We start from the raw sequence: 23906 nt of genomic DNA on the forward strand, positions 1-23906 counted from the left end.
TTCAAAAGCCGAAATTTAAACCAACCAGAAAAGTCTTCAATGGCGGTAAAGTCGTAAATGTCTGCGTTTCAGGATCAAGCACCTGGCAGTGTGTGAATGTAAAGGTATTATTAGCCTGAAAATGGATACTGCCTTGTTTTAAATGCAATTTGGCTAACCAGGCGGAAGGGAAACCGGCGGTAAGATAGATGTTTTTTGTTCGTAAGAAAGAAGCATTGGCATAGCGGCCATCAGATTGCATAAAGATACTGTTTGCATTCAACACGTCTGAATTGCGGCCTGTTGTAAAGCGTTGAAAGGTTGCTTTGTCGCCCGGTTTCTGCCATCGGTCAAGCACTTCAACTGGTTGGTTTATCATAGCAAATCCAGGTGTTACTTCAGCAAGAATGGAGTTAAGATAGCTGTACCCTGTTTGAACTCTGCCTTCAATAAAAAAACCGAAATGCCAGTTCCTGTAAGCCATATCAAAATTTAACCCACCATACACTTTGGGATCCAGATTGCCCGCCAACTCCAGATCCCGGTTGTCAATGACACTGTCATAGTTCAGATCTTTAAAACGGAATATGCCGTTTTTGGGATTAACGTCCAGAAAGTGATACGCTTTTTGCAAAGTGAGCGATTTGCCTTCCTGAAAAATTTCTGCATAGGGTGAATTGGCAAGGCCAGGGAACGATAGCAGTTTATTGGAGGGGATGGTGAGTGTAGCTTCGATTGACCAGCTCAATTTTTTCTTTGGCTTGCTTTCGTACCGAACAGTAAAATCAAATCCAGCATTTTGAATTTTTACCGGCCAGTTCTCCAATTTAATTGAGGTATCTGGCGAAATAACCAAATTGCTGGTCCTGTTATTGAACCAGGTCATGGAGAGGAACAACTGATCGTGCAGGAACGCAAGGTCTATTCCAATATTTAACTTATGGGTTAGTTCAGTACTTAATTCACTATTGGCAAGTTGCGACAGATAAATATATGAATTGTTACGCCTCCCGGCGTCAAAGTATTGCATATCGCCAATGGGGTCATTGCCGGTAATACCATAACTGGCACGTATTTTACCAAAGCTTATAAAACTGACCTTTTTAAAAAAAGATTCCTTTGAAAAAATCCAGGCAGCGCCAACAGCCGCAATATTTTTACGTATCCGGATTGCACCATCCCGGCTCGACCAGTCCATTCTACCATTAAGATTAACGATATATTTATTTGCCCAATTATAATTTATTCGGCCAAACAACCCCTGGTAATTGTAAATACTTTTTGGTGGACCAGATTTTGTCACCGTCGTGGCGCCAAGAGTATCTGAATAATTGTTATCAGTTGTATAACCAAAAGCGTTGATCTTACTGTTTTCATTTGTAATACGCTGCCAGGAATTACCGGCCAGCACTGTTACCTGCCCTTGTCCTATGTTATCAGTGTATTCAATTTGTGGCTCTGCAATAAAACTTTTATAAGAATTTGCTCCGAAAAAAGCCTGCCCTTCCGGGCGTGAAACTGCAAAAGGGTTTAATGAAACAATAGGTATAACACTCTTTTCTGAAGACCATATACTGTTATGACCCATGGTCATCTTTAATCGCCATTTTTTATAAAGCTGGTAATTACAGCCAAAGCTTACCAGGCTGTATTCAGTTTTGGAATTATATTTTTGGTCAAGAAAAGCCAAAGGATTAATATACCCCATTTTCGGGTCGGCCCAGTTTGTCTTATTCTCAACATTACGCAATGGCGGGCTGTTTGGTGACCACAACAGGCTTGTGGTAAGATCTGTGCTATTTAAACTGTACAGATCGTTTAAATAATTCGCCGTTAAAGAAGTGGTTAATTTCTGATCGGGAGATGCATAGTTGAGGTGGAGGAAAAGGTTGGACCGCATGCTGCCCATGCTGCCGGGAAAAACAGTTGTTTCTTCATGATAGTTTGTACCAAAATAATACCTGAGATTGTATTTGCTGCCTGAAAAAGAGTAAACAATATCTTTACTTTTAGCGTGCCTGCCTAATAACTCCTTTTTTAAATCAAGGTAGCGGGTAGTGTCGTATAACAGCAGGTCCTTATCTATATCTAACGAAGGGCTGGCCGAATCATTTTGTAAGGCTTCATGCCTCATTTGCATATATTGCTCCGTTTTTAACATTTCGGGAAGCCTGGTAGGCATTCTAATCCCAAATCGTAAATCTGCCATGGCCTGTAATTTGCCAGCGCCTCCTTGTTTGGTGGTGATCAATATAACTCCTCTGGCTCCCCGGCTGCCATAAATGGCGGTTGCATCGGCATCTTTCAGCACTTCAATATGATCTATATTATTAGGGTCAAGGAAAGCCATGGCACTTCTTCCGTAAGAGCCCAGTGCAGTTCCGGAACCAGTTATCTGTATTGAATTGTTATTAAGTGCATAAGGGACCCCATCAACAATAAACAGCGGATCGGTAAAGGGCAATCTTCCCGCTTTTGTACCTACAGCAGCCTGTCCGTCTAATTGAAATTTGTAATAAGATTCCGGTAACCCGTTTGTTTGTGTAATTAGCAACCGGGGTATACGTCCTGATAATAAAGCAGAAAGATCAGCGGTTCGATCATTCACTAATACCTTATTGGGAATTTTACCAATATCGCCGGTGGAAGTCCTTCGACCAGTGCTGCCATAGGCAATCACCAGCACTTCTTCCAGGAAACTTTCTTTGGGTATTCCTGATTCAGATAACGAGTCACTACGTGCATCAGGCACCTTCACCTTTTTTTCTTCCCTTTTTGCATCAACGGCAGCAGGTACTTTTTCCTCCTCCTTATGTATTCCCAAAACAATTCCCTTCTGTTCATAAACCAGGGGAAGGCCTTTCAAACAATGATCAAGCACCTTTTTCACTTTTTTATTGTCCGCATGCACGGTGACTTTTCCAACAATTTGCGGGACATCTGAATTATACGCAAATGGAACTCCCGTTTGTTCGGTTATTGCTTTAAGTACAACTGTAAATTCAACATTTGTCAAATGCAGGGTAACCGTTTTATTCAATTGTTGGCCATTCGCTTCCAAACAGCCGGCCAGGAAAAGCATCACAATAAACTTCATTATAAAAGCAGCGTTATTGATTTACAAATTCGACAACTACATTTTTTCCAACTGTTCTGAATTTTAGTCCCCGTGCCAATTCAACATAACCCAGCGCAACGGTTAACGAACTGGTTGCAGGAATATACGTACTGAACCGTCGTGATGTCTTGTTCTTATAAGTTACGGTTATGCCAAAAACCCGGCTAATATGCTCCATTATTTCTTCTATGGGTGCATTGTCAAACCTGGCCGAAGCCCGCCAGGCATTCACCTCATCAAGGTTTGCTGTTGTTTGCCGGGAAAATTCTCCATTATTATTTAATACAACTGCTTTACCGGGTTCAAGCAGGCATTCCCTGGAATTAGCCTTTAGCCTTACCGAGCCTTTCACCAGCGTGGTTTTGATGGAATCACCGCCGTTAAAACTTTTAACATCAAACTGGGTTCCCAGCACGCCTACCTCCATTGCATGCATTTCAACAATAAACGGAACTTTTTTTCCGGTTACTTTGCTGTAACAATGCTTCACATCGAAATACGCCTCTCCCGACAACTCAACAACCCGTTTGTAAGGATTAAACACCGATGGAAACTTTAGAACAGAGCCCTCATTAAGCGTTACTTCGGTTCCATCGGGAAGTGTAATGAAATAAATGCTTCCTTTTGGGGTAATGATCACATTGAGGGTATTGTATAAAAAGTCAGCATAGAAATTATTGCACCCCAAACGATCACTGTTCGAAGTAGGATCAAATCTTATTTGCCTGTTTTTGTTCCTCACTTCCTGCCCATTAATGCAGGCCACCGGCCCGGTAACAGAACCGTTTAATTCCATGGTTGAGCCGCCTGCTAATTGCAAATAAGGGTTTGTTGCACTGTTGTTATGCATGGCTTGAGGCATTGTATTCTTACTTTTATATAAAAAAAGGTAGCCGGCACCAACCAACAATAATATACATGCAGCGGCGATATATATATATGCTGATTTCCCGGATAATTTATATATCTGTTTTGCAGGATAAGTATCTATTACTTTTTGCCATTCCTTTTCCAGATCTATCTTCCTTACTTTTTCCCAATATGCTTTATCGGATAACCGTTTAAATAACTTCCGGTTCCTTTCAGAACGGTTTATCCATTCCTGTAATGCTTGCCACTCCTGCTCATTCAGGCTGTTGGTTTGATATTTTAAAATATACTCAGCAATTGTTTTATGTGTTTCCAAAATTTACAACTTATTTAAAGGTTTATACATTAGGGCTCCTAATAGCTCACCGGGCATTAGCGCTGAGAGTTACAATTATTACAATTATTAAAAAACCGCCAGCCTTGAGGGTCAGTCTGTACTTTTTGAACACTTTGTGTTTGAAGACGCGATAAGTAGGTTCAGTGATCATCATTATCTCAACGGCGTCTTTGCTTCGAACGTCTAAAAAAAAAAGCCGCGTAAATAATCTTTCGCCTTTCGATAGCTTATCCTCCACGCTTTTCATCCGTTGATCCAATTCTTTTGCAATAAGCGTTTGTTCTACGCTTTCTATGAAATCTGTATACCTTTCCAATGCTACCACCGCAGCTTCCTCTGCTTCTTCCAGGTTTTGATTTCGCTCCCGGAGATAACAAAAACTTTCAATGAGCGCTTTTGTTTGCAGGAACCGTATTACTTCCGTTAAATCACCTGAGCTATCATAGCCTTCCAATTCTGTCAGGTTTTGCCTGAATACTTCAATAGCAATATCCCTGGCTTTCTCATGATCTTCGATAATCTCTTCAATAAAGGATACGATCGGGATGTAAAGCTGTTCGAATAATTTTTGAGTGTTCTGTTGCATATGCATAAATTGCAGGGCACTTTTTGGCTACAAATTTTTTTGATCTATTCCACACGTATATCAAATACCTGTTTCTCTTAAAACAACTTAGGTGCAAAAAATTACTACACAGAATTGCATAATAAATCTTTCCACAGGGCATAAACACAGGCGAAAAAAAGGAAGAAATGCGTCACCAGAACAGGCTGCAGAAGGCTTGGGAAATAGAAAAAATTTTTAAACTTTTTTTGGCGCAGCAGTTATTAACATTGGATAAGAAGCGGCATAAATAATGTCATTTCAACACAATTCAAATAGATTTACGACTGCATATCCAGCATAACCTGGTTATATTTTAAAAAATCAACTATATAACAAGGTTCCTGATTTACACCAGATTATTCTTATAAAAAACGCATTTTTTCCCCAATTCAATAGATTCCTATTATACTTTTTGGCTTTAGCCTGCCACTTGATTAGTTTACACACCTAACGTTTAATGCGTTTCGCATTTTGCATTTTGCGCTCACCCCGTATACCTCTATTATTTATCACAACACCTTCTTCACCCAGGCAGGTTGCTAAAAACGCGTTTAGCTGCCTGATCAAATGATCATTGCCATATAATTAAACACCAGGCTGGTGAAAGGTTACCCCTATGCGGTAACCCGCCGGCCATAAAACCAAAGTCCATCAAATATGAAAAAAATTGTATCACGGTTTGTTTTACTGTTCGCCTGTTATGCGCCCCTGTGCATTCAGGCGCAAAGCGATGGCTTGCCAAGAGGAGCGAGCAATATGCCGTATACCCGGTATGAATCGGAAAACGGCATTTACAGCGGCGGCGCTTCTCTGCAATCTTCAGTACAGTTTGTTCAAACAGACATTGCCGCCGAAGCCAGCAACCAAAAATATGTGAGCCTGCCTTCGGCCGGCTCTTACGTACAGTGGAGAACCACGGCCGCAGGCCGGGGCGTTAACCTTCGCTTTACCATGCCCGATAACACCTCCGGCACCGGGCTTACCGGCTCATTAAACCTGTACGTCAACAACACACTGGTAAAAACCATTGACCTTAGCTCTTACTGGGCCTACCAGTATTTTGATGTGGGTGGAGAAGGCGATCCTTATCAAACACCCCATACAAAAACTTTTATGCGGTTCGATGAAGTGCATTTTGCCCTTACCAATACCATCAATGCCGGCGACAGCATTAAAATACAGAAAGTGAACAACGATGGTATCACTTATGGGGTCGACTTTATAGAGCTGGAACCCGTGCCGGCGGCCATTGCTCAACCTGCCGGCTATTTGTCGATCACAGATTATGGCGCGGTAGCCAATGACGCCAACGACGATTATGCGGCTTTTAATAATTGTATTGCTGCTGCCACCGCACAGGGAAAAAATGTGTACATACCAGCCGGCCGCTTTTTACTAAGCGATAAAATAATGCTGAACGTAACCAATATGAAAATAACCGGTGCGGGCATCTGGTACACGCAGGTATATTTTTCAACTGATAAACAGTTTTACGGTGGCTTTCTGGCCCGCAGTACCGGGGTGGAAATTTCCAACTTTACATTGGGCACCGCCAATAACGACCGGTTAAAATATGATGAAGCCAACCCACGCGACGGGCAGAAATACAAGATATACAAAGGCTTCATGGGCACCTATGGCAACAATTCGAGTATTCATGATATTTGGGTTGAACATTTTGAATGCGGCTTCTGGATCGCTGGTTACGATGCGCCCTACCCCGTTGATGTTACCCGCAACCTGGTGATCTCGAACTGCCGGATCCGTAATAACTATGCCGACGGCGTTAATTTTTGCGAGGGCACTTCCGGTTCTACCGTAACCCAGTGCAGCCTGCGCAACAATGGCGACGATGCGCTGGCCATGTGGCCGGCGAGCGATGTATCGGGATCGGTTCAGGAACGCAACAATACCTTCAGCAATAATACCATTGAGAACAACTGGCGGGCCGGCAGCATGGCTATTTTTGGCGGAACCGGTCACCAGGTACATCATAATTATATTAAAGATGGCGTAGCGGGTTCCGGCATTCGCTTTACCAACGATTTCAGCGGCTTTGGGTTTGAATATCCCGGCGACGTTATTCATTTCTATGAAAACACCGTTGAGAATTGCGGCACAAGCTACGACCTGTGGAACCAGATGCGGGGCGCTATAGAATTTTTTGCAGGTTCCGGCATCTTCAATATGCAGTTCGACAATACCACCATCCTTAATTCGCAACGCGATGCCATTCGCATCAGCGGCAACAACCTGCACCATATCGTATTTACCAATACCACTATCAATGGCACCGGTAAAGATCCGGTAACCAGGGACATCCCGGCAGACGTATACGGCGGTTTTGGCATTTACTGCGATGCCAGTTCGCAAAGCATGACCTTCAACAATCTTTCCGTTACCGACGCAGAATCGGGCACTTACATCAATCGCAATTCCGGGTTCCAGCTTATATTCCAGAATGTGAACGTACCCGTTACTGGTGTAAGTATTAGTCCGGCCGGCGATACTGCCATTGCCCTGAACCAAACCATTCAATTAACACCGGTAATTGTACCGGCCGATGCCACCAATAAAACGGTAAGCTGGAGCAGTAGCAATACCGGGGTGCTTACCATTGATGCTTCGGGTAAAGTAACAGCCGTGGGCACAGGCTCAGCAACTATTACAGTCACCACTGCCGACGGCAATAAAACAGGTACAAAAAACATAGCTGTAAATGCAGCCGTAAATATAAAAGCTACCGATGAAACGGCCGGTGAAGATGGCAATACGGGTACCTTCACCATTAGCACAGCAGGCATTACGCAGCCGGTTACTATACCCTACACCGTTAGTGGTACGGCTACCCCGGCCGATTATACGGCCAGTCCGGCCCTGAGCGGTTCTGTAACACTTACGCCTTCACAGCTTTCGCAAACCATTACCATAACCCCGGTTAACGACGCTATATTTGAAGGAACCGAAACCATACGGCTTACCCTGTTACCGGGCAGCGGTTTTAAACTGGGCCCCGATACAGTAGCGGTGATCAGCATTGCCGATAACGACAATCCACCCTGTTCATCACCTGTTATTGCATTGGTGAACGGTACCGCACCTGTCATTGATCAGAATATAGAAAGCGTTTGGGCGCCGGCGCCAGCAAAAAGCATAGACAATGTGGTTTTGGGAAGCCGCCCTGCCGATTACAGTGGAAAATGGCGCGCCCTGTACGATAACAATTACCTCTACCTGCTGGTAGAAGTGAGTGACGCCACCCGCATCAACGACTCGGGCGGCAACTGGTGGGAAGACGATGTAGTGGAAGTATTTATCGATGGTAATAACAGCAAGGGTACCAGCTACGATGGTACAAACGATTTTCAGTTTGGTTTCCGCTGGAACGACAATACCGTACATACCGGCGGCAATTCAGTGGCCAATACCAGCGGCATCAATTTCAATATGTATGCCACCGCTTCGGGCTATACTGCAGAAATTGCCATTCCCTGGACAACCATCGGCACCACGCCGGCTATCGGTAAAGCCATTGGCCTGGATGTACAAATTGATGATGATGATAATGGCGGCACACGTGATGCGCAAACAACCAGTTTCGCTACCAATACCACAGCCTTCCAGAACCCATCGGTATTTGGCACTGTGTATATGACCACCTGTAGTGGAAGCGGTAACCAGCCGCCTGTTGCCAATGCCGGCGCCGATGTTTCGCTGAATGCAGGCACAACAAGTGTTACGTTACATGGAACCGGTAATGACCCTGAAGGCAATGCCATTACCTATAGCTGGACGCAAGTGAGTGGCCCTGCCGTAACCATTTCCGGCGCTACTACGGCTAATCCGGCCATCTCAGGTTTAGCCGATGGCAATACCTGTATATTCCGGTTAACAGTAAGCGATGGTACCTTAACCGCAACAGACGATGTAACGGTAAGCGTGCTTTCGGCAGCGGGTGTAGTACATGGTTACCCCGCCGGCGGTACCATCACTATTGATGGCGCGCTAAACGAAACTGCCTGGAAACTGAATTGCACCGTTACCAAAAATGTGATCGGCACAGCAAATAATACGGTCACCTTTGGTGTACTATGGGATAATAACAATTTGTACATAGCCGCCAAAGTGCTGGATGCTACCCTCAACAACGACTCACCCGATGGCTGGAACAACGATGGTATTGAAGTGTTCATTGATGCCAATAACAATAAGCTGGCGACTTACGATGGAAGGGATAACCAGTTTATAAAGGGCTGGAACAACAGCAGTCTCTTCAGCAAATTGGCCGTTAGCGGCGTACAGCATGCCTGGGCAGCCATCAGCGGCGGCTATACGGTGGAATTAAGCATTCCCTGGTCGCAACTGGGCCTAACGCCCGCAGCGGGCTTGCAAATAGGGTTCGATATGGGCAACGATGATGACGATAATGGCGGTGACCGCGATGCCCAGGCAGTATGGCAGGGAACCATTAACAATTATACGAACACGTCGGCCTTCGGCACCCTGGTGCTTGAAAGCACGTCAACGGCGCGGGTGAGCAACGAGATCGAGGAGCACCTGCGTACAGCCATGCATGAAAACGGCATACAGGTAGTACCCAACCCGGTTAGCAATGGAAACGCAACAGTAATAGTATGGGGCACCTCCCCAACAGGAACAGTGAAAGTGTTTGATTTGACCGGCCACCTGGTTTATACCACCAAAGGTGGGTCAAGGATACCATTGCCCGTACAGGCATTGCCTAAAGGAATGTATTTGGTGCAATACGAAAGCGGCAGCCTGCTGATCAACAAAAAACTATTGATCCAATAGGCAGAAGAACGGACCTGTCATTTACAACTGCGTCCCGGTTTGCGGGACGCAGTTTTTACATTATGCCGGGGTTCGAACAGAAAATATTTTGTATTTTTAATTGTTATGACAACCCTTCAAAGAACAACATCCGACAATTCCGACTTTCAGGACCTTGTAAGGCTGCTGGATGCAGACCTCGCTAAACGCGATGGGGATGAACATTCGTTCTATGCGCAATACAATAAGATCGTAAACATCAAACACGTGGTTGTTTGCTACGCAAACGGGCAGCCGATCGGTTGTGGCGCCTTCAAGGAGTTTGAACAGGATAAGGTTGAAGTAAAACGCATGTATGTTAAACCGGAATACAGGGGCAACGGAATTGGCCTGGTCATTTTGACAGAACTGGAAAAATGGGCCGCCGAATTAAACTATTCGAGTACGGTGCTGGAAACCGGTAAAAGACAACCCGAAGCCATCAGGTTGTACCAAAAAGCAGGGTATAAACTCATCAAAAATTTCGGTCAGTACGAAAACGTTGAAAATAGTGTGTGCATGATGAAAGAAATCGTATGATTGTGATCTAATTACCTGCGACAACCCATGCAATTAAAATTGAATAACTGGACAAAAGCATTCCTGATCATTATCTGGTTAATAGCATCCGTTATTGGATTTCTGGTTAAACTTCCCTCCGGCTTCAGGCATTATGACAAGGAGCTGCACGCCGCCTTTTATTTTCTCGCAGCAGCTTTCCTGAATATACTCGTCACCAATGGAAAGCTCAGCAGGCACATTATCATTTTTGCCCTGCTGTACTTTTTTAGTATTTCAATTGAGTATGCACAGGAATATTCAAACAGGTACTTTCATGTACGAATACACGGCCGTTATGATCCTGAAGACGTGAAATACAACCTCAGAGGATTGATTGCCTACTCTGTGTTATGGGTAATATACCGGCTTGTTTTAACAGCTTACAACAAACTTACATTTAAGGAAGCTACGAATAACCAGGATCACCGGTAAAGCTTATCCCTGATCTCGCGCCAGGTTACCAGCTGAATGTTATTTTCTTTCAGGAGTTTCGCACATTGCGGGCTCGAGAAAAAATTGTAATCAGTCTGCCGCCAGGCCGATCCCCAATCAACGAATCCTTTGGTAACGGCCTTCATTTCCTCTGTATCGTAAGCAGTATGTATAATAAAATAAGTGAGACCGGATGGCAAATTGCGGAGCGCGTTGGTATAAAAATCGACCGCATTCGATTGCATCTGTTGGGGCAAGATCGTTACCAGTGATTCAACAACCACCTCCCCTTTTGACATTAACGTATCCAATCGTATGTTCAAACCGCTTTCTATTTGACGGGGAACAAAAACAGGTATTTTGAATTCCCGGCCAACTTTAATGTAAGCTTTTAGAAAATCAAGCTTTCTGGCAACGGTACCCATATGCGTGTCGAGATGCGTGGGATCGATGCCGAACTGGATGGCCCTTTTAACCTGGTTCCTAATCTCTACCTCTACCTGGGCAGCACTGGCAAACTGCAGTACACTGTCGACACTTGCATATAAATAGCCCTGTTTATTGATCAACGTTGGTACAACCTGCGACGAGGTTACCGGTCCCCACTTGTAATTCGTCCATTCGCTGGTAAGCGTAATATGTAAACCAAAGTCTTTACCGGGGTGCTCGCGGGCGTAGGCAGCGATCTCGGTAAACCATGGACAGGGCACCATAATGCTCGCAGAATTAACACAGCCTTTTTCCATGATGTTGATGGAGGCCTCATTTTCGGAGTGCGAAACGCCCAGATCGTCTGCATGCAGGATCAATAGCTTTGTATTCTTTGGATACCCGAGCCGTTCGGCAATCGTTTTTTCCTGAGCGCAGGCAATGGTCAGCTGGAGGGCTGCCGTGGCAAGCAGCATTATTTTTTTCATATGAAGGTTTGAGAAGCAAAGATATTCAATTTACTGGCTAAATTGCCGCCAGGTAACCATGCCCATTGTATGCAAACACCTGCTGAGAACATACCATTTATCAACGCCCCACTCGAAGTGCATCATCGCACATTCAAAAGCGGCAGCCTGGCGTTGTTAATACCTGAACCGGCAGTACTGAAAGCAAATTACGAACGGCTGCTGCAGCAAGGGTATGCCGTATCTTTTCCCTACTGGGCGCAGATATGGCCGGCTGCTATTGCACTCAGCAATTTTTTAGACGATCACAACGATTATATTATCGATAAAGAGATCCTGGAACTGGCGGCAGGGCTCGGTTTGCCATCGCTGGTAGCAGCGGCAGCAGGCGCTAAAAAAATTTGCGTGAGCGATCATGCTGAAGAGGCCGTACAGGTATTGCAACAGGCCATCAACCATAACCGCTTTAACAATCTGGAAAGCCGCCGGCTCAACTGGCATCAACTGCCCAACGATTTACACCCCGATGTATTATTGCTAAGCGATATCAATTATGACCCCATTGAGTTTGAGATCCTCTTCGGGATACTCACCAACTTCTTACAAAAAGGCACCCTTATTATCTTAAGCACGCCACAACGATTGATGGCCAAACCATTCATCAGCCGGCTGATGCCCAGGTGTATACAACAGGAAAACGTGCACATTGATGAAACCGGCGTTAGTATTTATGTATTGAAACAGGATTTGTTTAAGATATAAATACCTGACACAATAAATAGTGGCTGATCAGGGCTTGGGCGTCAATGGCTAAAATCCGTGAAACACAGCAGCAGCAGGCGTTTCACGAAAAATACCCGCTTTTTGGGATAATAGAAAGCCGCTTAAGTTGATTAAACGCTTACAAAAGGGGTGCTATCTTTGTACTGTCAAACAAAGGATATATCCCCCGATTCAACAGCTACTACCTGATTGTTTAGCCTCACAAACGAATTTATAGTTCCAGCTAAAGGAAGTATAACAAACTTAAAAACATACAATTATGACTACTTTTATTAGTTCCCTGTTTTTTGACAAAGAATTAGTTAACAAGATCAAAGAATCAGAGCTCGACAGCAATGTATTATATGTACAATTGATCAGCGGAAAGATCACGCTGCAAGAGTATATAGCTGCTATTTGCTAATTTGTTCCTGCTCTTTACCAAACAGACATAACCTATAAGTATATCCTCCGGCCTGGGCGTTATAACAGTTTACTACCATGAACTGATTATAGCGATCAGGTTGGGTAGTTTGATAGCAATAAGAAAACCCCGACCAAATAGCCGGGGTTCGTACAAATAATGTTATTGTCATCCTACCAATTCCCTAACCTGAATAAAAGCCCTGCTTTTATCTCTATTAGTCTTAGCGGTGAAGTATATACCTGCGCCACCTTATGCTCATGAATATCCTGCGTACCTACATTGATGAATTTCACCAACAGCGGCTTGCCGTTCGTTGAAGGAACATCCTGTTCATCTTTCAGGTCTTTGGTATTGATATAATCAAGCTTGCCGCCGCGAATGGTGTTTACGCTGACATCAAACTTAACGGGTAGATCTTTTTTATGTTTTGAGAACAACGAGGGGTCTACCTGAAAACCAACGCCTGCGCCCCAGTACAAGGCTTTATCGCTGATCAAATTTTTCTTATCAAGCGGGTGGCAACCGTCGGGATCGCTGGGATCTTCAATATAGATGTTGCTGAAGAAATCATATACGCCCGCTTTTGCAGTGAAATACGGCACGATCAAATGTTTTGTTTCATCAAGGAACATATACCTTGTTTGCAGGTTGAAGTTAAACACATTGCTGTTGTAATTAACCGGCACCACGGTGGAGGTATTGGCATCGAAGTTAAAAGTTTGATCGATCTTTTTATGCGCATACATCCCAATGCCAAATTCAAGCCCAACATTCAGGTTCTTTAACTGACCCGGCAACTGGTATAAGCCACCTATATGCAAACTATGAATAGCCTGAATATTTGAGGCCATTTGCTGCTGCGGTAAACTCAGGCTATAATTACCGAATAATTTAACTGGCTGACTGGTGGCGGTGAAGTACAATAAACAACTGATGAAGAGTGTAGATATTATTTTCATAACAGTAGTATTTGGCTAACACGAATAGAATACCTCTATAAAGTTATACCACTCTCCTTCCTGAATGAAATAATTGGTGTTAAAAAATGAAAAATCACGGTATTTCAGTACATATTAAAGAAGTTCACATTCCATCTGCCCAATCAACTACCACTCTTATCTCGTTGGTCGTATGAGAAAATATCGCCTCCTGAAAACGGCTGTATGGGATCTTGTTAGTTATAACCTTTTCTATAACGCCAGGCCAGGTTTCCCTGCTTTTCTGCAAATAGTCAACGGCCATCCTATAATGCAGCATGCTCGCATTTACGCTTCCCAGCAGGATCTGGTTTTTAAGCACCAACTGCTGTAAAATTTCACCGGCCATAATGGTTAAAGGCCTGTCGCCGGCCGGAATTCCGGTTGCCACATAAATTCCGTTAACAGCCAGCGTATCGATCAGCTGCAGCTGCAATTGGGTTATTCCGGTTGCTTCAAATACAAAATCAACTTCACCACAGGCGTCATCGACATCAGTGGTTTTCACCACTCTGCCATCGATATATATGCCTCCTATTTCTTTCAGGATGTTCGCCCGTAAAGAATTTTCATCCACTATATCCAAACCAATGACATTGGCGCCCTGTAAGCGGAGTGCAAAGGCCGCCAGCAGCCCAATGGGTCCAAGCCCGGCAACAAGCGCCTTTCTGCCTTTTAACCAGTTTTCTGCGGGTATAATGCCATGCAGCCTTGCCTGCTGAATGATCAACGCTTCATCAATAGCTTTGGCGGCTACCGACATGGGCTCGGTCAATACCCCAAGGTGTTTTATTTCGCCGGGCACTTTTATAAAATACCTTTCCTGATCAACAACAAATTCGGTTTGAAATCCATCGGCCCCTCTGATCCCCCGTTCTGTATACCGGCCACTGAAACACATATCGGGCCTGTCTTTTAAACAGGCTTCACACGCACCACAACCCCGACGAACGGTAAAAAGTCCGTAATCGCCGGGGCTGACAGCCTTTACCTCGCTTCCCGTCTCCACCACCACTCCGAACATTTCATGTCCTATCACCAGCTCATGTTTTCCTGCAGGCGCGTCGGCACGGCCGCCTTCAGCCTCTTCCCTGTCGGTTCCACAGATACCCCCCTGCAATACTTTTATTTTGATGTCGTTGGGTGAACTAATTTGTGGTTCATCAATATCCTTCAGAGAAATATTAGTTGTATGCGGCACTAACGACACTGCTTTCATATAAAGAGTTGATTTACGTTCTTGTTCCTGCTATCGTTTAATTGCTTATCGAGATTGATAGCTGCACTGATCAATCCTAAATGGGTGAATGCCTGGGGAAAGTTGCCGAGATGCTCTCCGGTAAAACCCAACTGTTCTGAATATAAACCGAGGTGGTTGGCGTAGCCCAGCATTTTTTCAAAATAGAATCGTGCTTTTTCCAACTGGCCCGAACGGGAAAGACATTCTACATACCAGAAGGTGCACATGGAAAAGGTTCCTTCATGACTTACCAACCCATCGGGCGCCGCCAGCTCGGGCCGGTAACGGTAAACCAATGAATCGGACACCAGCTCATTTTCTATACATGCTAAAGTAGACAACCAGCGGGGATCTTTTGGGCTGATGAACCGCACCAATGGCATTAATAAGGTAGAAGCATCAACGGTAGGCGCTTTGGGATACTGAACAAATGCCTTTTTACTGCTATCCCAAAATTCACTGTAGATACTGCTGTAGATCTTATCCCGTTCTGTTCGCCAGGCGCTATTGAGTGGGAACGATCTTCTTTTTGCAATTTTTATAGCCCGGTCAAAGGCCACCCAACATAACAAGCGGGAGTATAAAAATTTTCGTTTTCCACCCCTTACTTCCCAAATGCCTTCGTCGGGCTGGTCCCAGTTTTTTGCAAGCCAGTTGATCTGCAGTTCCAGGTCTTTCCAGAAATCATAGGAAATGGGTTCCCCATACTTGTTGTACAGGTATACTGAGTCAAGCAGCTCGCCATAAATATCGAGCTGTAATTGTCTGTACCCATTATTACCCACCCTAACGGGGGAAGATAGTTTATAGCCTTCAAAATTTTTGATCACCCCTTCTTTTAACTGTCTTCCGCCATCAATTGAATACATGTTACCCAGCCTGTCGTGTCCTTTTATATCCTGGCAAAGCTTTTCGACCCAGTTAATAAAAGCGCCGGTTTCTTTTTTGTAGCCAAGCCGTAATAAGGCATACGTGGTAAATGCAGCGTCTCTTATCCAGGTATAGCGGTAATCCCAATTCCGTTCGCCACCAATGCTTTCTGGTAAGCTGAAAGTAGGCGCCGCTACTATTGATCCATAGTGGTAAGAAGTGAGTAATTTAAGCAACAGGGCCGAACGGTTCACAATTTCCATCCACCGCCCGTTATAAGTAGATTGGGCTACCCAATCTTTCCAGTAGTTAACAGTCTCAAAAAGGCTTTTCGTTACAAATGTTTTAAGCTCTATTTTGTCTTCATGCTTTTTATCAATATGCTTCAACAAAAAATCGGCGGTTTGGTTAGGCGACAGTTTAAAGAGGGCTGTTATCATTCCCTTATCACTATCTATTTCCATTGGCACCGTTGACATAAGCCGTAATACGGTTTTGTTGGCCCCGGTACTTTCCAAAATGATCTCCTTATCAGAAATTATATTTACCCGGTGTTCGCTTTGGCCATAATCGAAGGCGGGCAGGCAATGCATTTTATACTGTACATCGCCGCGTACGGTAGTTACCCGCCGCACCAGTTCCCTGCCATTTTGCAATTCTTCAACGGGCATAAAATCGGCAATTTCGGCTACACCGTCGGGTGACAGAAAGCGGGTCAGCAGCACATTGGTATCGGGCAAATACAATTGTTTGGTTTTCACTTCTGAAAACACGGGGCTTATTTGAAAATAACCACCTTTTTTGTCATCGAGCAAGGCTGCAAAAATAGAAGGAGAATCAAAATTAGGGAAGCACATGAAATCAACGGAGCCATTAAGACCAACTAATGCCACGGTATTGAGATCACCGATTATTCCGTAATTTTCTATTGGTAGGTATGCCATAACCATTCATTTGGGGATCGCTACGGCAGGCATTTAACCTTTTTCAGGTAAGAAGCTATACTATAAAGATACCATTTTCATACCAGGTATTCCATTCAATAACTCAGCACTTTAAAATGATATTTTTTCCCTATTTTATGCCAGGGCTTATAGGTATATTTTAACAGGCAGCCGAAAGCAAATACACCGGCGCTATAAGCCACATCTTCACCCGTTACTTTGTTATTCTTACTGGTAAGCCCGTTAAACACCGCCACGCCCAAATAGGCAGCCGCGCCCCACCTGAACAACCAACCGCTCTTTATCCAGTAAAAGTGTTGATGCCCCCCTGCCCCGTTTATCTGAAAACGCCCATTTTTATAATCTATTAAATAACCCCGCCTAGGCATAGCGTATATGTCGTTTATTGGAAAGCCTATAGTATTAAATGTAACGGTATCTGTACCCATCAGGTAATAATTAAACAGGGAAGGCTGAATATAGATAGAATCGCTGGTGATCTTTTTAATGACGCCTTTTTCCCATTCCCTGTCTTTTAACAGGAAGGATATGGTAGAGCCCACAAAATAACTGGAAACCGTTTTTCTTCCCTTTTTGTAATAAAGGATATTTTTTTGCGCATAGGATGATGTACCGAACAATAAGAGCGTAATAAAAATTCCCCATTTCATAAGGGAATTTAAAAAGAGTTGTTTACATCAAAAGAGGGTTTAACATTGTTAATTGATAAGTGTGCAGTTTTGGACAAAAAGCGTGCAAATTTTAGCGATAAGTGTGAAAGGCAATTGTCCGGAAAGGCGATCGTTCCCAATGAATATCACCTGTTATTCACCGGTACATTACAGTTCCCGGATGAAAAGTTCGCCACGAATGCCAGAACTCCTGTGATGCCCGCACCGGTTTCAGTTGCGAACCCGTAAGTAGTCCTTCAATACATTGGCCATTCATATTCCAGGTTGATCCTGTATTAACATCTTTCAACTCACCAGATAAACGGTCATGAACAAACTGCAGCGCATGGCCATTCACCAGCCGGTCCCAAACATGAAAGGAAGCGCTGTCTTTTTCAAGCACCAATACAATTGGCAACCCGGGCAATGAATCCTGGATCATTCCGGCGCTTATGAGTTTATTCCAGTCATAAGCTTTGGCCACCTTGTTATAAGCAACGCCAATGACCCACGATTTAAATTGCCACGACCCCGAATCTCTTTTTTCAAGGCTGCTTTTAATGGTCCCATTATCAAAATTGGCCAGGTCTTTATATTGTTTTGCAAAAGGCGTGTCGGGCTGAAGGATCAATGAAGAAGGATACCGGCGTAACCAAACAGCCAGTGTTGATTGCTCAGCAGGCAATTCCTGCAGGGAGGCGCCCTTTAAGGGACCGGCAACAGCCACCCCTGTAGCTTGTTGCCACCAGCTTTTGGTAGTCTTATCTTCAAACATAGCATTAAAATGATCCATGCCTACTAACCTGAACGTTTCATTTTTACCATTAATTACCGGACTAAATACCCTGCCGGTTCTGCAAACAGTGCAATAGGTAACCATTACCGGCATATTACCAACCGTATCGCGTACCTGATGGTGATAGCCTATCAACTGAACGGGATAAGCTTTAGCCTCGCCATTTATTGCCACCCCTATAATTAATTTATTGCCGGGCATTGTATTGGTTGCCGCAGCAGCAAAACTTCTATGCACCGGTTGATAAAACATTTTATCAGCTTTGAACCGAAAATTAAAAAAGTAAAAAACCACTGCATATAGTAACAAACCAACAAGCAACAGCACTTTCTTCCAAACGAATGAATACCTGAAAACCCGCACAACAGGATAAACCAGCACAGCCAGTATAACAATCCTGATCCACCAGATGTTATTATCTAACCAATAAGCGAAATCAATGGTATTGTTATGCTGGCTGCCGGGAAAGGGCATAATAAAGTATATATGCAATATTTCAATTGCCAGCAGCAGTAGCAGTCCGGTAATTAATAAAGACGTTCTCATGTATTGCTCGTAATATATGAATTGTTCAACACTTCTTCAGCCAGCGCAGTGCCTGCAACCCTGGCGCTTATTTTTGCAAAAGCAGTTTCCCTGGAAGTAGAGGTATCATCGGCAAATGGAGAAAAACCACAATCATCTGTGGTGCCTAATTGTTCAACAGGTATTACTTCTGCAGCCTCCAATATCAGGTCCCTTATTTCTTCAGCTGTTTCAACCCGGGGGTCAAGCACATTGGTAACCCCGATGAAAACCCGTTGCGATGGCTGTATTGTTTCTTTGATCTTTTGTAACACGGCCTGTTTGTCTTTTTCTGCAGCATATTCAAGGTAAAAGCTGCCCGCATTCAATTGAAAAAGATAAGGCAGTAATTCGGCATAATTTATATCGGCGCTATGGGTTGAGTCGTGATCGCCGCCCGGGCAGGAATGCACCCCTATTCTCTTTCTTTCTTCGGCAGTGAACCGGTTCAACACCTGGTTATTTAAATCAATAAACGATTGTAATAAGCCTTTCGATGGGTCTAACTTTACAGCCAGCCGGGCTTCGGTAAAATCGATCTGCACACACCAGGCGCCGTTATCAAAGCAACTCCTGATATCTTTTTCCGCTTCGTTTAACAGGTCATTGATAAATTGTTCCCGGGAATACCCGCTGATCCCTTCCTGTGGATACAGCAAACTGAGCGCAGAGGCCGAAATGACCGCCTGCTTTACCGGTAGCTGTGTAAGCGATCTGGCTTTCTGTACATAACTACCCGCATAGGTTTGATACCTGAACGGCCCTGCCGTTAGTTTAGGTAATTGCCGGGTATGGCCATCCGCAAAAGGAATAATAACGCCATCCGGCGCCAGGGTTTGTAACCCATGCACCGGGTACGTAGCAAAGCTGGGTTTTGTTTGTTCGCCATCGGTAATGACGGGCGAACCGGTTTTTTCGAACTGACGGATCGTTTCGGTCAGGGCAATCTCAAAAAGTTTGCTCAATTCATCCAGGGGTAATTCGTTTTTTGCAAAGGCGGTCATGCCTTCGATCAAATATTGCGGACGGGGAATACTGCCGATGGGCTCTGTTTGAATTTTCATATAACATAATTTACAAATGAGTAAAATAAGGATGGAACCACATGCTGAAGCGTGTAGTTAAAAAGAGAGAATAAACAGTAATCAAACAGATGTTCCCGGTGGGAAATTTCCTGAATTTAAAAAATTTCGGGATCGGGATCAAAAATTTTATTCGGGAGAGGAAAAAGGCCAGGATGTTAAATTGTTAAGGGCTATAGTATTATAAAAAAGGAACCTTATCTTTATGGAGATGAAACGGACAATCCTTTTTGCCGCGATACTGATATCCACTGTGGTGGCGAAGGCACAGATGCCTTTGACCTTTGGTTCTATGAATCAACCTGCCTTTCAACATTTTCGCCAGGTGGGCGACAGCAATACCGGTCAAAAGAAATGGTTTGTTTCGAAATATGCCGGTATATCCACTGGTTTTATGGCTTTTAAAGGTGGAAGTGGCAGCTTTTTATCGGCTCCCGTGGGGATCCAGCTTTACCGGCGATTGAATGACAACGTATATGCCTTTGCGGGCGTTTCTGTGGCGCCTTCCATTTTCAATTTTAACGGCGCGTTTTATCAACCGGGGGTCAACAAGAACAATAATTTCATGAATTCCAATAACTTCGGCGCCTATTCTTCTGCACATATGGGCCTGATGTATATCAATAGCGACAGAACATTTTCGATTTCCGGTAGCATTGGCGTTAGCAGCTATTATGGCCATTCCCCCTTTTATGCGCCGGGCAATTCTCCTATGGTGCGGAATAATAAACTGAACTACTGATAAACGCTTCTTCCCATTATTGACAATTCCCTCAAATACGTGGGACAGGAATATTTGTTCCCCATTCTTCCATAAGCCGCTCCCCCTCTGCTGCGCAAGTTGCTAACCAGATGTTATCCCTACACGACACTGAAAGGCAAGTCATCAACTTTGGCTCGTATGTCACCGACTTTGCAACATAAGTTACCTGCAATGGATCAATGCTCGCTAACAATAGTGTGTTGCTCAGCAACATTGCTGCATTACTCACAAACATTGGTGCGTTGCTCGCTGACAATGGTGCGTTACTCGCTGACATTGATGCGTTGCTCGCTGACTTTGGATCGAAAGTCATTGACAATGGTTCAAAAGTCACTGACTTTGCATAGTAAGTAACTTGCAATGGCGCATTGCTCGCCAACATTGATGCGTTGCTCGCTAACAATGGTATGTTGCTCGCCAACAACGGTACGTTACTCAACAACATTGGAGCAATGCTCAGCAACATTGAATCACAGCTACGTGACTTCATGGCCAAAGTCGCTGACTTTAGCCGAGAAGTCACGTACTTCTAATCAAAAGTACCGGAGATAAAGACCAAAGTCAGCTAGTTATGATGCATTGTTAGCGAGTAATAGAACATTGTCGCTATGTAATGGTGCATAGTTAACGAGTAATGGTGTAATGCCTGCGAGCAATGGTAGAAAATTGAGCAGAGACGCGACATCCTGGGTTATTTATGCCGCGCAATTAGCCATAGAAGTCTCATAATTAATTACTTATACCTCGCATTTAATTAAACCAATAAAAAAGGCCACCGATATATCGGAGACCTTCCATATTTTTTGCCTGCCTTTGCTAAAGGTTCGGCGAGTGCGGTGGGAGTAGATAGGGTTTAACCAACCGGGCGAACCATATAAAGGTTTCTTTTAACGCGTCTATCATCTTAAATAATTAATTAGCAATCATTTACTGGAATGAAGTAGGGATCGGAACGTTAAACCCTACATGTTCCAACCCCAAAACACCTGGAGCCTGTGCTGATGCCTGTTGTAAACTACTCAGAGACAGCAGCCCCCTATTGTTTTACTATTTTGCAATTCATGTTGTTGATATTATTTTATAAAAGCTTTTTCTATCTGATGTGAATCTTCCAGCATCAAGAGTTTGGTAATTAATCGATCTTTAACAGTGAACCGCATAACAAAGGGCTCTTTAAATTTTTTGCCCGTTGCCTTTACCGTTCTGCCGGCCTTTCCAAAAACAGCAGCTTCTGTGCCATCAATAAATATGTGATCCATTTCAAAATCATCCTCTTTAGTGTGATGAGCTGCGATCAGTTGTTGTAAAGCGGTTATAACTTGCTGCTTGCCGTTTTTCTTCCCTGTCCAGGGCATATACGGGGACTCCGCTATATAGAAGTTTATGTCCTCTGCTAAAAAAACTGCAATAGCTTCTGTGTCGTTGTTACCTGTGCCCTGGAAAAAACCGTTCAGCACCTGCTGGGTTTCCTGGCTTTGCGTTGATAATTCCATTTTATTTAAGTTGACTTGTAATTAGATACCGAAGTCGTATTTGGCGGCCCATTATATTTTGATCCTGGTCCTCGCTGCAACAAGCGTGGTGGCGGTTAGCCTACCGGAGCCCGGACTGGTGCCTGTATTAAAATTATTTTTTACATGACCTTTAAGCTTTAATGCAAAGCTCAGCCATACCATTGAGGATAAATTTGATATTTGATTCAAAAATTCTTGATAAATATCAAGAGAAGCAGATTATTTAGAGGAGATCTGTTTTCGGATTCGACTTAAGGTTTCGGGTGTAATACCCAGGTAAGAAGCGACCATATGCCGGGGCGCCCGGTTGGCCAGGTTGGGAAAGGTTTTTAAAAAGTAGTAATATTTTTCTTCCGCTGTTTATTGTAAGGTTTCATTGATTCGTTCCTGAGTAGCATTTAAACTGCGTTGTAAGACCAGGTTGACCGTATCCTTAAATGCAGGGATCCTTTCATTCAGCATTTCAAAGTTAGATTTGCTAATAAGCAGCACTACACTATTTTCAACTGCGTCAATATTGTATCTGGAAGGCTTACCATCCATTAAGCTTTGCCGGTCGGATATCCACCAGTTTTCAGTCGCAAAATATACAGTATGCTCAATACCTTTATCATTTACACTATACTTGCGCAGAAACCCTTTGCATACAAAACCGCTATAGGAACAAACATCTCCTTCGGTCAGAAGAAATTGATGCTTCCGAAGTTTTTTAATAATACAGACAGGCTCAATCAGCTCATAATCAGCCTCAGTAAGACTAACCTTATCTTCGAGATATTTGCGGAAGAATTCGAACATATTACAATGTTACAAAAACTACTAATAAAACAAAGTGCAAGCAATTCATATTCACTCATAGTTGCATACAATTACCATTCTGTATGGACTTAAATTGGTGAAAAATACCTAACTCCACGTTATATTTGCCCCCTAAACTTATAATATACATGCGTTTAATTAATCTTGTTTTTAGTATGATATTGACCCTGGTGCTGACGGGATGTAGTAGTAAAAAGGATAAAGATAACAGATGCACCACAGCGGCAGAAGATGATGCCAAAATGCAGAATTATATTAGTGCCAATGGCATTACAGCTACCAAACATGCCAGTGGAATTTATTACCAGATCATTGAGCCGGGCAGCGGTGCTACTCCCACAATTAATTCAACTGTAAAAGCAAACTATACAGGTAAATTCACAAACAACACTTCCTTCGATGGAGGAGTGGCAAGTTTTCCGTTGACAGGTGTAATTGAGGGCTGGCAAATAGGTATCCCGCTTATCAAGCAGGGCGGAAAGGTAAAATTGATCATTCCACCTTACCTGGCTTATGGATGTAATGATTACATGAGTATTCCAGGCAATTCCGTATTGATATTCGATGTAGAATTACTGGAAGTCAGGTAAATCAACAGGGAGACCCAAAATGCAGGCTGACCGCCCCTCCCGACCGTAAGTCGGGATGCGCTGAACCAACTGAGCTAAATTTCTTTTTGACTTGCGATTAACTGCTCTATCTTTTTACGACTTTTCCAGCCTTTTATTTCTCGCTCACGCTTGTATGCATCCGCTTTCGCTGGGTGCATTTCGGTATAAACAAATATAGAGTCGCCAATTTAAATTCATCCATGGCAAAAGGGATCAGGTTGAAATTTTGGGGGATT

Annotated in this window: 19 protein-coding genes; 7 read left to right on the forward strand and 12 right to left on the reverse strand. The window is 43.8% G+C overall.

What is annotated here, in order from left to right; translation table 11 throughout:
• Window position 1 precedes the first annotated feature (1 nt).
• From A3860_RS33350 to A3860_RS33360, 3 genes are read right to left on the reverse strand one after another with little or no spacing between them, the layout of a single operon-like run.
• On the reverse strand, window positions 2-3076 hold the full coding sequence (locus A3860_RS33350) for a SusC/RagA family TonB-linked outer membrane protein (protein ID WP_081154861.1): 3075 nt from the start codon (window positions 3074-3076) through the stop codon (window positions 2-4).
• Window positions 3077-3089: 13 nt separating this feature from the next.
• Window positions 3090-4283 (reverse strand): FecR family protein, encoded by a 1194-nt coding sequence (locus A3860_RS33355; RefSeq protein WP_081154862.1) that lies wholly within the window; start codon window positions 4281-4283, stop codon window positions 3090-3092.
• 46 nt (window positions 4284-4329) lie between these two features.
• On the reverse strand, window positions 4330-4890 hold the full coding sequence (locus tag A3860_RS33360) for a hypothetical protein (protein WP_143774392.1): 561 nt from the start codon (window positions 4888-4890) through the stop codon (window positions 4330-4332).
• A gap of 678 nt (window positions 4891-5568) precedes the next feature.
• Between A3860_RS33360 and A3860_RS33365 the strand changes: the two genes are divergently transcribed.
• The 3 genes from A3860_RS33365 (at window position 5569) to A3860_RS33375 (ending at window position 10734) form a co-directional block, all read left to right on the forward strand.
• On the forward strand, window positions 5569-9723 hold the full coding sequence (locus tag A3860_RS33365; RefSeq protein ID WP_081154864.1) for a sugar-binding protein: 4155 nt from the start codon (window positions 5569-5571) through the stop codon (window positions 9721-9723).
• A 105-nt stretch (window positions 9724-9828) separates the two neighbouring features.
• On the forward strand, window positions 9829-10281 hold the full coding sequence (locus A3860_RS33370; protein WP_081154865.1) for a GNAT family N-acetyltransferase: 453 nt from the start codon (window positions 9829-9831) through the stop codon (window positions 10279-10281).
• A gap of 27 nt (window positions 10282-10308) precedes the next feature.
• On the forward strand, window positions 10309-10734 hold the full coding sequence (locus A3860_RS33375) for a hypothetical protein (RefSeq protein WP_081154866.1): 426 nt from the start codon (window positions 10309-10311) through the stop codon (window positions 10732-10734).
• On the opposite strand, the gene A3860_RS33380 is transcribed toward A3860_RS33375, so the two are convergent.
• The gene (locus tag A3860_RS33380) at window positions 10725-11651 is read right to left on the reverse strand and encodes a polysaccharide deacetylase family protein (RefSeq protein ID WP_081154867.1); all 927 of its coding nucleotides are present in this window, start codon (window positions 11649-11651) and stop codon (window positions 10725-10727) included. The two genes, A3860_RS33375 and A3860_RS33380, sit on opposite strands and share 10 nt — an antisense overlap.
• A 69-nt stretch (window positions 11652-11720) precedes the next feature.
• On the opposite strand from A3860_RS33380, the gene A3860_RS33385 reads away from it, so the two are divergent.
• On the forward strand, window positions 11721-12392 hold the full coding sequence (locus tag A3860_RS33385) for a class I SAM-dependent methyltransferase (protein ID WP_081154868.1): 672 nt from the start codon (window positions 11721-11723) through the stop codon (window positions 12390-12392).
• A 280-nt stretch (window positions 12393-12672) separates the two neighbouring features.
• A complete protein-coding gene (locus A3860_RS41350) occupies window positions 12673-12816 on the forward strand; it encodes a hypothetical protein (RefSeq protein ID WP_158085441.1) in 144 nt (47 codons plus the stop codon).
• A gap of 173 nt (window positions 12817-12989) precedes the next feature.
• Here A3860_RS41350 and A3860_RS33395 read toward each other — a convergent pair whose 3' ends face one another.
• From A3860_RS33395 to A3860_RS33420, 6 genes are all read right to left on the reverse strand, one after another.
• A complete protein-coding gene (locus tag A3860_RS33395) occupies window positions 12990-13778 on the reverse strand; it encodes a hypothetical protein (protein ID WP_081154870.1) in 789 nt (262 codons plus the stop codon).
• A 124-nt stretch (window positions 13779-13902) separates the two neighbouring features.
• The gene (locus A3860_RS33400) at window positions 13903-15015 is read right to left on the reverse strand and encodes a glucose 1-dehydrogenase (protein WP_081154871.1); all 1113 of its coding nucleotides are present in this window, start codon (window positions 15013-15015) and stop codon (window positions 13903-13905) included.
• Window positions 15012-16850 (reverse strand): glycoside hydrolase family 15 protein, encoded by a 1839-nt coding sequence (locus A3860_RS33405; RefSeq protein WP_081154878.1) that lies wholly within the window; start codon window positions 16848-16850, stop codon window positions 15012-15014. The genes A3860_RS33400 and A3860_RS33405 overlap by 4 nt, the downstream gene beginning before the upstream one ends.
• A gap of 95 nt (window positions 16851-16945) precedes the next feature.
• Complete coding sequence (locus A3860_RS33410) at window positions 16946-17521, reverse strand: hypothetical protein (protein ID WP_081154872.1); 576 nt, start codon at window positions 17519-17521, stop codon at window positions 16946-16948.
• Window positions 17522-17678: 157 nt separating this feature from the next.
• The gene (locus A3860_RS33415) at window positions 17679-18863 is read right to left on the reverse strand and encodes a DUF3179 domain-containing (seleno)protein (protein WP_081154873.1); all 1185 of its coding nucleotides are present in this window, start codon (window positions 18861-18863) and stop codon (window positions 17679-17681) included.
• Window positions 18860-19945: a cobalamin-independent methionine synthase II family protein gene (locus A3860_RS33420; RefSeq protein WP_081154874.1), complete on the reverse strand. Its 1086-nt coding sequence runs from the start codon at window positions 19943-19945 to the stop codon at window positions 18860-18862. The genes A3860_RS33415 and A3860_RS33420 overlap by 4 nt, the downstream gene beginning before the upstream one ends.
• A 229-nt stretch (window positions 19946-20174) precedes the next feature.
• On the opposite strand from A3860_RS33420, the gene A3860_RS33425 reads away from it, so the two are divergent.
• The gene (locus A3860_RS33425; protein ID WP_143774393.1) at window positions 20175-20705 is read left to right on the forward strand and encodes a hypothetical protein; all 531 of its coding nucleotides are present in this window, start codon (window positions 20175-20177) and stop codon (window positions 20703-20705) included.
• A gap of 1094 nt (window positions 20706-21799) precedes the next feature.
• Here the strand turns inward: A3860_RS33425 and A3860_RS33430 are convergent.
• Window positions 21800-22219 (reverse strand): nuclear transport factor 2 family protein, encoded by a 420-nt coding sequence (locus tag A3860_RS33430; RefSeq protein ID WP_081154876.1) that lies wholly within the window; start codon window positions 22217-22219, stop codon window positions 21800-21802.
• 381 nt (window positions 22220-22600) lie between these two features.
• Window positions 22601-23038 (reverse strand): Crp/Fnr family transcriptional regulator, encoded by a 438-nt coding sequence (locus A3860_RS33435; RefSeq protein WP_245843686.1) that lies wholly within the window; start codon window positions 23036-23038, stop codon window positions 22601-22603.
• 149 nt (window positions 23039-23187) lie between these two features.
• Here A3860_RS33435 and A3860_RS33440 point away from each other — a divergent pair, with 149 nt between their 5' ends.
• Window positions 23188-23649, forward strand: a complete 462-nt coding sequence (locus tag A3860_RS33440; RefSeq protein WP_081154877.1) for an FKBP-type peptidyl-prolyl cis-trans isomerase — start codon at window positions 23188-23190, stop codon at window positions 23647-23649.
• Window positions 23650-23906 lie beyond the last annotated feature (257 nt).

The organism is Niastella vici (assembly GCF_002077945.1).
GTDB classification, from domain to species: domain Bacteria; phylum Bacteroidota; class Bacteroidia; order Chitinophagales; family Chitinophagaceae; genus Niastella; species Niastella vici.